At 46.6% G+C, this 11,627-nt stretch carries 11 protein-coding genes; 3 read left to right on the plus strand and 8 right to left on the minus strand.

Annotated elements, in window-relative coordinates; translation table 11 throughout:
- Positions 1-401 precede the first annotated feature (401 nt).
- The 7 genes from ACIFQM_RS01775 to ACIFQM_RS01805 all read right to left on the minus strand — a co-directional run bounded on the left by ACIFQM_RS01775 (position 402) and on the right by ACIFQM_RS01805 (position 6,671).
- Positions 402-1,259: a Cof-type HAD-IIB family hydrolase gene (locus ACIFQM_RS01775; protein WP_430047228.1), complete on the minus strand. Its 858-nt coding sequence runs from the start codon at positions 1,257-1,259 to the stop codon at positions 402-404.
- Between the two features lie 263 nt (positions 1,260-1,522).
- The gene (locus ACIFQM_RS01780) at positions 1,523-2,119 is read right to left on the minus strand and encodes a DUF1349 domain-containing protein (RefSeq protein WP_430040061.1); all 597 of its coding nucleotides are present in this window, start codon (positions 2,117-2,119) and stop codon (positions 1,523-1,525) included.
- Positions 2,120-2,562: 443 nt separating this feature from the next.
- Positions 2,563-2,844: a hypothetical protein gene (locus ACIFQM_RS01785; protein WP_430040059.1), complete on the minus strand. Its 282-nt coding sequence runs from the start codon at positions 2,842-2,844 to the stop codon at positions 2,563-2,565.
- A 223-nt stretch (positions 2,845-3,067) separates the two neighbouring features.
- Positions 3,068-3,418, minus strand: a complete 351-nt coding sequence (locus ACIFQM_RS01790; RefSeq protein WP_430040057.1) for a VOC family protein — start codon at positions 3,416-3,418, stop codon at positions 3,068-3,070.
- Positions 3,419-3,581: 163 nt separating this feature from the next.
- Positions 3,582-3,875, minus strand: a complete 294-nt coding sequence (locus ACIFQM_RS01795) for a hypothetical protein (RefSeq protein WP_430040055.1) — start codon at positions 3,873-3,875, stop codon at positions 3,582-3,584.
- 142 nt (positions 3,876-4,017) lie between these two features.
- The gene (locus ACIFQM_RS01800) at positions 4,018-5,802 is read right to left on the minus strand and encodes an ATP-binding cassette domain-containing protein (RefSeq protein WP_430040054.1); all 1,785 of its coding nucleotides are present in this window, start codon (positions 5,800-5,802) and stop codon (positions 4,018-4,020) included.
- A complete protein-coding gene (locus ACIFQM_RS01805) occupies positions 5,787-6,671 on the minus strand; it encodes an ATP-binding cassette domain-containing protein (protein WP_430040052.1) in 885 nt (294 codons plus the stop codon). Before ACIFQM_RS01805 ends, ACIFQM_RS01800 begins: the two co-directional genes overlap by 16 nt.
- An 83-nt stretch (positions 6,672-6,754) precedes the next feature.
- Between ACIFQM_RS01805 and ACIFQM_RS01810 the strand changes: the two genes are divergently transcribed.
- From ACIFQM_RS01810 to ACIFQM_RS01820, 3 genes are all read left to right on the plus strand, one after another.
- Positions 6,755-7,345 (plus strand): biotin transporter BioY, encoded by a 591-nt coding sequence (locus tag ACIFQM_RS01810; RefSeq protein ID WP_430040050.1) that lies wholly within the window; start codon positions 6,755-6,757, stop codon positions 7,343-7,345.
- 324 nt (positions 7,346-7,669) lie between these two features.
- On the plus strand, positions 7,670-8,656 hold the full coding sequence (locus ACIFQM_RS01815) for a substrate-binding domain-containing protein (RefSeq protein WP_430040048.1): 987 nt from the start codon (positions 7,670-7,672) through the stop codon (positions 8,654-8,656).
- 86 nt (positions 8,657-8,742) lie between these two features.
- A complete protein-coding gene (locus ACIFQM_RS01820; RefSeq protein WP_430040046.1) occupies positions 8,743-11,007 on the plus strand; it encodes an alpha-galactosidase in 2,265 nt (754 codons plus the stop codon).
- 208 nt (positions 11,008-11,215) lie between these two features.
- On the opposite strand, the gene ACIFQM_RS01825 is transcribed toward ACIFQM_RS01820, so the two are convergent.
- On the minus strand, positions 11,216-11,569 hold the full coding sequence (locus tag ACIFQM_RS01825; RefSeq protein WP_430040044.1) for an Asp23/Gls24 family envelope stress response protein: 354 nt from the start codon (positions 11,567-11,569) through the stop codon (positions 11,216-11,218).
- Positions 11,570-11,627 lie beyond the last annotated feature (58 nt).

Raw genomic sequence — 11,627 nt, forward strand, 5'->3', positions numbered from 1 at the left:
AATCAGGCTTTTTTCATACCACTGGATTAAAAGTGCTGGCGAGGATCATTAAGGGGAATCGTAATATGCGGATGGTTATGGCCATACTGTATTGAGGCAGTGTAAAAAAACCTCAAATCCTGATCTGCTTCGGTGAAAGCCCAGCGGGTAAAAGTAACCTCCAGACCGCTTATCACACTGGAAAAGTCTGGATAATCCACTCGCCTTTCTCCCATTTCATTATGTTTTTGATCACGTGCTAACTCCTCCTTTTAAGAAGGGTCTGGTCGAAACATACCATAAAATACTATTTTCTTCCATATATTGATTGTATCATAAATGACTAGCTATTACGGAGTATAGGCGACTGTCCATGTCCCAAATTTGCATAATCTTCGCTTGCAAAGAGGCAACCACGGTTATTATTCAAATATCAAACCGTATTTTACAAAGCTTTTATACAATCCATCTTCCTCAACGTTGTCAGTAATATCATCGGCAATTTCCATCAAACCTGGCTTTGCATTCCCCATAGCAATGCCTAGGGCGCAATATTCGAGCATCTCGGTATCGTTCATTCCATCTCCAATGGCAATCGTCTGTTCCTGGGGCAAGCCCAAATGATTCAGCAAATCAGCAATGGCGATTGCCTTGTGAATACCCGGAATCATCATTTCCCCACTGTCCTTACCAAAGATCGGAACGGTGCACTGGATGACCTCAAATTTCCCCTGGAATTCTTCCTTGATGCGTTCAAAGGGTACATCACTTTCCAGAAAGCAAACCTTATTGACATCCTCTTTATACAAATCAGCCTCTCCATATGTCAAACCCGCGATAAATGGGTGGGGGGAACGCTCCATTTTTTCTCTGGCCACAGGGTCGTTCTCAACATCTCCATAGATCCGTCTCTCCAGATGAGGTCTTAATTTCTGGCTAGCATAGAGCGCCGAATTGGACTCCAGATAAAAATCAATTCCATGTGTATTAAAGAAATCCACCATTTGCCGAACATCCTCAGACGTGACTTTTTTATGATAAAGAATCTCATCTCCGGATTCTACATATCCCCCTCCTGCTCCAATGAGACCATCAAATCCGATATTCCAAATAGCGTCGTAGATTTCAGCTTTCGAACGACCTGTACACAAATAAACCAGATGACCATTCTGGCGTGCTAATTTGCAGGCTTTTTGTGCCGATTCAGGCACCATACCGTCATCACCGACGAGTGTACCATCAATGTCGATAAATACAATTTTTTGAGTATTTCTATCCATTAGTATGCTGTCTCCTTTATTTAAACGAATGATGTTTTATGAGATGGTTGTCGTTATGTTCTACTATTACACTGTAATCTGTGTAACGCATTACATGTCAAATCTTTTTTTGATCTCCGAACGGGATCATCATTATGTTCTTTGGTACTTTAAACCTTTATGCTCGATAACTTCTAGTAAATTAAAATATTTCCTGAGACTCGGAGAAGAAATTTATATCGTTAGAACAAAAAAAGCCGCCAAAATGGCGACTTCTTTGATGCCTAAAACCTGCTATCCTCATTGGGAGTCGTTAAGTTTAAATATTTAAAATTGACCCGACAACCTGATCCCATCGGTGATTGGGCCAGTGCACCTGCTATAAACGGATCAGAAATTTCCATTCCAAAATAGCGGACTAACTTCCAATCCTTACCATCGGGCGAATGGTAAAAAGAAATAATGCCCCCAATTTTCGTGATTCTTAAATGTGGGTTATCAACCACAACGCGCTCAGAATTACAATCATCGGAGGAGCCATTCTTTGTTACAACAGACACAATCGTAGCATAATCACCGTTAAATTCATAACATAGTTTAGCCCAATTGTTCTCGTCTGCCATCAACATTAAGCACCCTGAATCATAAAGATGACGCATGTCTACCTGAAGCTGCGTCGTAAGCTGAAATGATGAATCAACCTGAAGATGTAGAAAAGGAGCCGAATGGGCTACATGTTTTCCCCCAGGATCCTTAAAAAAATCAACCTTAGCCGGTGCATCAATGATCAATCCATCTTCTTTGGTGTATTCCCAGTGCTCGGGCTCATTCATCCACTTCAAACTTTCTCTTATCTCAGACTGAAACAAATTATAACTCATATGAATGCATTCCCCCATTTGAATTAATCTGTATAAATATAATCCCATTATACTTACATCCATTTCGCTTATAAATATAATATAAGTGCTGGATCATATAATAATAAGGAAATGAAAGGGACCATTTATTAGTTCGTAATAACTTAATTATTGAGGAAGGAGTTTTTCTTTTCTTTTTGAACTTGAAGTTTTGTATTGGCTTACCTACTTGATGGATTTGGAATCGTATCCGATGCCGGATATGACGTAGGTCGTGACCGAACCTGCCTGAAGATGCATCGTAAGCAGCAAGCGTATTGGCGTTACTCATACCGATGATTTTGTACCCCGGACGAATGAACTTACTGTAATTGCCCACCACATAATATGTCTGATTCACAGTGTAGCTGGTCGTCTGTGTGTCATTAAGTACGTTCTTGAAAAATCCCCATCCCTCAGCACTGTCAACTGCCTGCCAGTAAACCCAGGCACTTGCGCCCATATTGCGTATGTCCTTTAGGATCGTCCGTGACATCGTCAATCCACTGGCGTTCCCGTCCCCATACTCGGAAGTCCATAGATGTTTGTTGTCCGAGGTGGCCGCATTGCGAAGCGCCGTTCGGTTGTTCCCCCCATACGTATGGGTATTGATCTGCGCTATACAGAGCCTTTAAGGAGGCCATAATTCGTGGCATTGGTTTCCAACGCTTCACTTCCTGAGGTTCTAATATGTGATGATATGACATACCCTCCTTTTACAGAACGGAAGTTTATAAAATGTAAGCGATTGCATTGATATTGTTATTAGGCTTCTGTCTGGTTCACACTATCCAAGAAGACTGAATTTCACTTCAATTATTATATACCACGTTTTTTTTTGTATTTTCACTCTGCACAAGCCGCGTACTGCAACTGTTAGAAATAGAAAGTATCATCGTACTCTTCATCAAGAGCTTACCATTTATTCATTTAACACTTGCATACCATCAACAGATTCCCGTCTGGGTCCTGAAAGTTAAACCATTGGTCATGCTTTATGGTTGTCGTTATATTTACATGTTTAGATTGCATAAATGCATAGGCTTCTTCAATATTATGAGTATCAAAATGAAATGCTGGCGTTTTAAACGTATGATTCTCGGCATAGATTTTGCTGTCCAGCACAATACGTGTTCCATTCATCGGAACAATGTACAAATGTCCAAATAAAATCTCTCCATCCGCAGGCAACCCCAATATCTCGCAGTACCAATCGCGCGCTTTTTCAATGTCACTGACAGGGATAAACACAGTACCAATTTGATTTAAAATGGGATTCATGCAAGTCTCTCCTTTTCGATAACTCGTCTTTGGTTACGCTTATGATAACCCATATTGTGGAATTTGCAAAAGTTTGTTTTCGAACAGTATAACTAAAAATAGCCCCGGGCAAGATTATCCTGCCTGAGGCTATCATCTATTTATAACATCATATCATGACTAATCATTCTGGATATTGAGGTTTGGTCACGTTATTGGGAACAGATTCGTCATAAACGTCCTGGCCGGGATAATCCCGAACTTCCCCCTCATGCAATTCATGATTTTCATAATCAAAACGATGCGCAGTTCTCTGATCCACTCGCCACGGCGAGCTTTTTCCAAGAGATTCAGACATCAGAGATGAACCGTAAGAACCTTCAGGGAACTCTTCGAGAGCCAGATCATTTTGCTGTGACTCCACCGTAGATACATCCGTATATTCTTGCCTTTCTTCCTGCAAAAATTTATCCTTCATCGTTTTGCCCCTCCCTATCCGCTTTGAGATATCAAAGCAAGCCTATTTTGAGCGAAAACGTATTCATTTATGCATGATGTTTAAAAAGCACTGCGTTTCAGGCTCTGATTCAGGTTTGGTTCTGTCGCAATAATTTTCTTCTTCAGAGATTCCGAATTGATATAAATAATGCAAAAACAATAAGGCCTATGATACAGATCATCGTATCCCGCTTGGACCATATCAGCAAGGTGGAACGTGCTCCTAGCAGGGAATGCTCTCTAACTTTCCGCATTTCCATCGCGATCGTCATGTCCTCCGCACGCTGGAACAGCGACATCAGCAAGGGAATCACCATCGGTCCAAGATCCCGCACCCGCACCGTATTTGGTCGTAGCGCAGCTTTGCCGCGTGCCCGGACAATCAGCGAGAATCGCTGCCATTCACTCCAGATCATCGGGATGAACCGAAAGATTAATGATACAGCAAGTGCAAACGAGGTAACGGGAAGCCTCAATTTTTTGCCAGCACCAAGCACCCAGTTCAGTCCTTCCACCATGCGTCCATAAGGCGTAGTCAGCGAAAACCAGAGACTGGCCAAGGTGACAATAAACAAACGGTACACATTCAGCAAAGTAGCCTCCGCCTGCATCAGGGAGAAACCGAATTGGAGACCGCCCTTTTCTGTTGAAAGAGTTGTTCCTGACAAAGCCGTGGATACGAGAAAAAACAACAATAGCGGCTTCATTAACTTCACGCAGCCAGCCAGAGCTTGTCGAGGCAGAGCAGCTAGTGCCAGCGCTACCGGCACCAATGTGAGTGACAGTCCCAACCAGCGATGTTGAAGCATCGACGCAGTCGCAAGCAAAATATACAAAATCCATTTGAGACGCGGGTCCATGGCACCGTACAATCCAGTGCTTGAAACTGCCTGACTGTCCGCTGATGCCGGATTAGTAATTTCTGGGGCTTTACTACCTTGAGCCAGTGCAGAAGTTGCCGATTCATTGGTGTGCACCTTTTCCTGTTCCATCTTTTCTGCTGCACGCAGCTCGTCATTCGACTTGAACTCCTGCACCACATCCCATCCATGTAACCTGGAAAAAACGATATGTTCAGCCATCTCCTCTGGCGTCAATGCGGTAAAAGGCAGCTCAATACCTGCAGCGGCGAATTGCTGTGCCAGCCGCATGGAAGGTGGCAGCCCAAGCCCAGCCTGCTCCAGCAGGTCTGGCCGTGAATGGAGTTCTTTGGGTGTCAGATCAGCGATCAGACACCCTTCCCGAAGCAAAAGAACCCGATCCGCATGCGGCAAAAACGTATCCATGTCGTGCGTAGCCACAACGGCTCCCCCGCCTGCATGTCGATGCTGATCCAGCGCTTTGAGCAGAAGCACTACACTTTGCGCTTCCAATCCGGCGCTGGGTTCATCCAGAAGCAACCAATGCGGCTCAACAGCGGTTCCCAATGCAAGACCAAGTCTTCTCCGTTCTCCTCCGCTCAGTGCAAATGGCGATCTGTCCAGATTGAACTGCCGCTTCGACTCTTTGCCTGCTGGAGGGTCCCACTGTTCGAGGGTACTGGCAATTTGGCGTTTCTTTTGCTCCTCGGTCATTCGATATGGACGGAGAGAATACGCGAATTCACGCTGAACGCTTCGGGCAAACAGCTGTTGCTCCGGGAATTGAAATACCAGCCCTATCCGCAAAAGAATAGACTGCGGCACTTTTCCGTTTTGCCAGAAGGGCTCATCATCCAGCAGAATACTCCCTGCATTTGGTGGTGTTAGGCCAGCTATCGTTTGCAGCAGCGTAGTTTTTCCCGACCCTGTGCAACCCAGCAGCAGAGTGATTTCCCCACTGTTCATTGTAACGGACACATCCTGAAGCAGTGCACGTTTATGGGGTTCTGGCGCTGCTATACTTAAATGATTCAATTCGATATGCAACAGGCTACCTCCTTAACCAGCTGCTCAGGTCGCAGTGGGGCGGCATGACGGAGCATGCCTTGCTGCTTCAGCAGAAGCGCCGTTTGCACAGTGAAAGGTGGAGCAAGCCCAAGTCGCTCACAAGGTGATCGCTGCTCATCTTCTTTGGCAGGGATCACCTCCTTCTCACGTCCATAAAAGAAGGACGAAGGCACTCCGTCATACACACAACGTCCTCGTTCCATAGCAATGATTCGATCACACAAGGTGGCTTCTTCCAGATGATGTGTAATCCAGATTACCGCCGTCCCCTCGCGGACAACGGCATGCATAATGGCTTCCATTCGTTCTCTCGCACCGGGATCCAGCATGGCTGTTGGTTCGTCCAGAATGAGTACGTCCGGTTTGGCTGCCAGCGCTACCGCAATGTTGAGCAATTGTTTTTGCCCTCCAGACAGCTGTGAGATTGCCGCTCCCGGCGAGAAGTCAAGCCCTACGGTATGTAATGCGTGTTCTCTACGCCGTAATTGTTCGTCTACGGATCCAAGCAATGGAGATAAGGCGAAATGAAATTCCTCTTCAATGGTGTCACCGAGCACCTGCACATCAGGCTGCTGCAGGACTCCACGAACGACAAGTTCTGAAGAAGCCTGCCTTGCTCCACCGGATAACGGAGTGAACCCAATCAACAGCCCGGCCAGCGTACTTTTGCCGCTTCCATTGGATCCTACAACACTGATCCATTCTCCTGCATGCAGTTTCAGGGAAACACCATCAACCGCCTTACGAACACGTCCAGACTCTGACTCATAATGAACACGAGCATTCTCCAGCGTGATTAATGGTACAACGTCTTGCATCGCAAATGGGTCCTTTCCCTTTTGATTCATTTGTGGTACGATCCAAATCGTTAACCGAATCATATTTATTTGGTTAACAATAAGACTACCAAAATCGAAAGGAATGTTCAAACATGAAATTATCTTTGCGAGGTATTGTATTTAGCGCGCTCATGGCAGCCATACTTGTCCTTTTCGGTTACATAAGCATTCCGATCGGTTTCTCACCTGTCCCGATTACATTGCAGACTCTTGCCGTGATGCTGGCTGGAGGATTGCTGGGCCCATTGTACGGTTTTCTAAGCATTGCTCTGGTCGTTATTTTGACTGCACTTGGCTTCCCTCTTCTGCATGGAACCGGAGGGCTGGCCGTTCTTCTGGGTCCTACAGGAGGATACGTCATGATGTGGCCCATATCCGCTCTCCTGATTGGATGGCTACTCGCTCGAATCAAACTGAAAGGCTTCTTCGGTTACTTTCTGGCATTTATCGTATTTGAGATGTTCGGTTCAATGCTGATCTATGTTTCAGGTGTGCCCTGGCTTGCCTTTGCCTATAAAATGTCGTTCTCCGAAGCCATGATTCAGGGTTTCTATCCTTACATTATCGGGGATCTGGTCAAAGTCTTATTCGCTGCTATTATCATTGCACCAGTGCGAACGGTTTTCCCTCCACAACGACTGACAGGCCACATGAATTCGTCGGTTGTACAAGCGGATTCCTAAGGGCTTTCAACCTGATCCATTTCGGATATACAATGATCCGAGTATGCAAAAATAAGCCACCAAAATCAGTAGCGAATTCTAAAAGAAACGCTGCTTTACATTCTCTATCTTTCACACAAAAAGCTAGCACCCAGACAGGCAAAAACAAGGAAAACCGGGAAGTTCGGATCTGGTGTTAGGAAATCTCTCAGCCCTACTCTAGATGTAAAAGACGAAAGTAGTAGATTAAAAGTAAATTCAACAGCCCTCTTGAAAGCATAAAGGGGATGTGTTAGGATGAAGTTGATTTTTAGTAAAATTATTAACTAAAAAGGTGTGAGCTCTTTGGCAACCATAAAAGACATTGCCCACGAAGCGGGAGTGTCTGCCGCAACAGTTTCAAGGGTTTTAAATAACGATCAGTCTCTGGCTGTGAGCCCGGACACCAGAAACAGAATTTTTTCGATTGCCAAACAGCTTGGGTATAAGCCTTCCCGGCTGAGACAATTAAAGCAGAACAAGGAACGTGCTGGAAAGACGGTCTCCCTCCTGTTGTGGTGTTCCATTGAAGAGGAACGGGACGATCCGTATTACGCCTCGATCCGTCGTGGAATCGAGCTGCGCTGTGAAGAGCTTGGCCTGACGTTGGGACAGACCCTGCGGGGCCGCTCTTCCATCTCCACCTTGCAGAAGACGGACGGTCTGATAGTTGTGGGCGGGGTCGATCCTGAAGAGGTAATCAAATTGCATCCCGACAAGAACTCCATTGTTCTTGTGGACCAATACCATGAACAGCTGGAGTACGATTCTGTACGCCTCCACTTCCGTCAAGCTGTTGATCAGGCACTCGGACATCTAATCGAGCTTGGCCACCAACACATCGGGTTTATCGGCGGCAAAAGCGATGGAGAGCGACGTGCGCATTATTTTGAACGGTTCATGCGGGAACAGGGATTGTACAATCCTCAATTCGTCCGTGTAGGCGCATGGAGTACCGCGGATGGATATCTGATGATGAACAATCTCCTTACCGAACAGGAAAGACCGACGGCTTGCTTCATTGCAAGCGATCCGCTGGCCATCGGAGCCCTTCGTGCCCTGCATGGACATGGAATCCGGGTGCCCGAGGATATGGCTGTCGTCGGCTTCGACGACATTGAGATGGCGGCCTTCGTACAGCCTCCGCTCACCACCGTACGTGCCTACCCCGAAGAGATGGGAAAGGCTGCCGTTCAACTGCTCTCTGAACGGTTTGAGGGACGTGAACCACCTGCACACAGCGTGATCGGGACTAAGCTTGTCATACGAGAGAGTTCATGCAGAAACGGCTAAAATCAGCAAGTGAAATTCTCAATTCTTTTGATAAAATCCTTACGTGAAAACAAATTGATATCAGGAACCCTCAAGGAGTGAATACCATGAACATTCATGTAGACGAGACGCTTGGCCTGTTCCATCTGCAGTCCAAGGATTGCAGTTATATTATCCAGCTTGTAGAAGGATATCCCGCACATGTTTATTGGGGAGCCCGACTTCTTCATGACAAAAGTCTGGCAAGTATACTGGAGCTTAGGGAGCGGTGCTCCTTTTCTCCCAATCCTGTTCCTTCCAATCGTACGATTTCCCTGGATACGCTTCCCCAGGAATATCCTCAGTATGGAACAAGCGACTTTCGTCAGCCTGCTTACCAGGCTACACTCGCGGACGGAACCCGGATTACGGAGCTACAATATAGTGGGTACCGTATTGTAGCGGGTAAGCCACAGCTCGAAGGGCTTCCTGCCGTCTATGCGGAATCGGATGATGAAGCGGCAACCCTCTTTCTAATCCTTGAGGACAAATACTCGGGTCTTAAGACGACACTGCTCTATACCGTATTTGCGAATCACAGCGCTATTGCCCGGTCTACTCTTTTGGAGCATAAGGGAAGCGCTGTCATGAATATTGAGCATGCAATGAGCGCCTCTGTCGATTTCGCCGATTCCAACTACCAGGCTCTCTACCTGTCCGGAGCGTGGGTGCGAGAAAGACATATCCAGCGCCGCGACCTCGGACCTGGGGCCATTCGGTTGGAAAGCCGGCGTGGCTCCAGCAGCCATCAGATGAATCCCTTTCTGGCACTGCTTCGTCCGGATGCAACTGAAGATCGCGGAGATGTGTACGGCTTCAGTCTGGTCTACAGCAGCAACTTCGTCGCACAGGCAGAAGTAGAGCAGTTCAACCAAACCCGTGTAAGTATCGGAATCAATCCCTTTGACTTCTCCTGGCGACTTGAACCGGGTCAATCATTCCAGACCCCCGAAGCCGTTCTGGTCTTTTCGGAAGAAGGTCTTGGAGGTATGTCGCGCACTTATCATCGTCTCTACCGCACTCGACTGTCCAGGGGGGCTTATCGTGACAAAGAGCGCCCTATTCTCGTAAACAATTGGGAAGCTACCTATTTCAACTTCAACGCCGATAAAATCGAAGCGATTGCTAAGGAAGCGGGCCCCCTCGGTATTGAGCTCTTTGTTCTGGATGATGGTTGGTTTGGCAAACGCGACAACGATGATAATTCGCTTGGAGACTGGTTTGAAAACAGCCGCAAGCTGCCTGGAGGTCTTTCCGACCTAGCCAAGAGGGTTCATGAACAAGGATTACAGTTTGGCTTGTGGGTAGAGCCGGAAATGGTATCTCCTGATAGTGAATTGTACCGCAAGCATCCTGACTGGTGCCTGCATGCTAAGGGGCGGCGGCGGACGGAGGGTCGATCCCAGTTAGTGCTCGATCTCTCCCGCAAGGAAGTATGCGACTATTTGTACGATACACTTAGCTCCGTTTTTTCGATCGCTCCGATTACTTATGTCAAGTGGGACATGAATCGTAATATGACGGAGATTGCATCGGCTGCAGCTTCTAGCGAACGGCAAAAGGAAACCGCACACCGTTATATGCTTGGACTTTACGATCTGCTGGAACGTCTGACCTCCCGGTTCCCGGACATCTTGTTCGAAAGCTGTTCCGGAGGAGGCGGACGGTTTGATCCCGGAATGCTCTACTATATGCCGCAAACATGGACCAGCGACGATACCGATGCAATTGAAAGATTGGCTATCCAGTACGGAACAAGCATCGTGTATCCAGCCAGCACCATGGGTGCACACGTATCGAGCGTACCCAATCATCAAGTGGGACGAATGACCTCCCTCGCCATACGCGGTGACGTGGCAATGAGTGGCAACTTTGGCTACGAGCTTGACCTTACTGCATTTACTAAGGAAGAAAAAGAGCTCGCTGCCAAACAAATCGCACAGTATAAGGAAATTCGTTCCCTTGTACAGCAGGGGAATATGTATCGGCTTCTTAGCCCGTTTGAAGGCCGAGGCGATACAGCTTGGATGTTCGTTAGCGAGGACCAGTCGGAAGCGTTTGTTGCTTATTTCCGCGTACTGGCTGAGCCCAATGGGCCAATCCTACGATTAACCTTAAAAGGACTTGATCCAGAGAAAAAGTACAAGATCGAAACCGGTGCAGCAGATACGGGTAATACCTTGGCGGAAGACGGTGGTTCCCCCTTCCGCGAAGCGTTCGGCGGCGAAATCTTTGGAGGTGACCGCTTAATGAAAATTGGGCTTGTTGTCTCGGATCTGACAGGAGATTTTGTCAGCTCTACCTTCCGCCTTAAGGCTATCCCGCGCGTATAATGGATGAATCCAGTGCCAATAATAGGACGATAAAACAATTAAAACAAGGCAGTCAGCTTCTCTGGTCTGCCTTGTTTCATCATTCATCCGATAATTTAAGTATCTTCACTTTCGCTTCCTTCAAACCCTGTCTGCCACAGCGCGTTGAACCATCTCATCATTTACCAACTTCTCGATGTATTTTTGAACGACCGTTGGCTCTTTCACTTCAGGGATTCGGTATGCGAGCAACTCCCTCCACCTTGACGTTCACCACGACTGCTGATAATCCTGTCATAGTAGTTATATCCTCCATAACATTTTGCTGTAACTCTCGGGCCACCTCATGAATGAAGCATCCGTAATCGACGACTACTTTGAGATCAATAATCGTTTCATCCGGGCTTACTGTCACTGAAATTCCTTTTTTGAAATTTTTTCTATTCGGACGTTTGATTGCTTCTTTTGAAATCCCTCCGTAGATTGCTGATATTCCGGAAATTTTCAATACCGCCAAACCAGTAATTTGGGATAGAACATCATCTGATATTAGAATGTGGCCGTGCTGCTCGTTTTCAGTCATACAATGCTCTCCTTTGGTACCATCTAAAATTCTGTTTATACTGCTTTTGAATAATAAG

The organism is Paenibacillus sp. NRS-1782 (assembly GCF_050467685.1).
GTDB classification, from domain to species: domain Bacteria; phylum Bacillota; class Bacilli; order Paenibacillales; family Paenibacillaceae; genus Paenibacillus; species Paenibacillus terrae_A.